The sequence below is a fragment of the Anoxybacillus sp. LAT27 genome (assembly GCF_022030075.1).
Taxonomy (GTDB): domain Bacteria; phylum Bacillota; class Bacilli; order Bacillales; family Anoxybacillaceae; genus Anoxybacillus; species Anoxybacillus kestanbolensis.
In genome coordinates this window covers 1-284 of sequence record NZ_JAIWYK010000134.1, presented here as the reverse complement: position 1 = coordinate 284, position 284 = coordinate 1, and the positions used below count along the sequence as shown (strand labels likewise).

Annotated in this window: 1 protein-coding gene; it reads left to right on the top strand. The window is 55.3% G+C overall.

Features of this window, described 5'->3' with window-relative positions:
* Positions 1-75: 75 nt before the first annotated feature.
* Positions 76-284, top strand: a 209-nt coding sequence (locus LD028_RS08830) for a hypothetical protein (RefSeq protein WP_237811594.1), incomplete at its 3' end; no start/stop codon positions are given.

Here is a 284-nt window from a genome sequence, read left to right as displayed (position 1 = left end):
GCACGGACATGACCCCACCGTTCGGATCACGCAGAACAGTACAAGACAACCGGCTGAAAACAGAGGTGGGCGTGTTTGGGCATGATGAATTCTCCTCCTTGCGAACGGCTGCCCCGATTTCTGGAGCAACGGGAGCGGGAGGCACTGGTACCCATCCCGTTCCTGATTCTTGCCAAGGGATGTTTGACGGCACAGGGGACAATCTGCCGGCGGATGTCTTCCGTTCCAAAGATACAAAGGAATACCGGTTTTTGCAGGCAAGGCGGAAAAAACGGAACGGATAC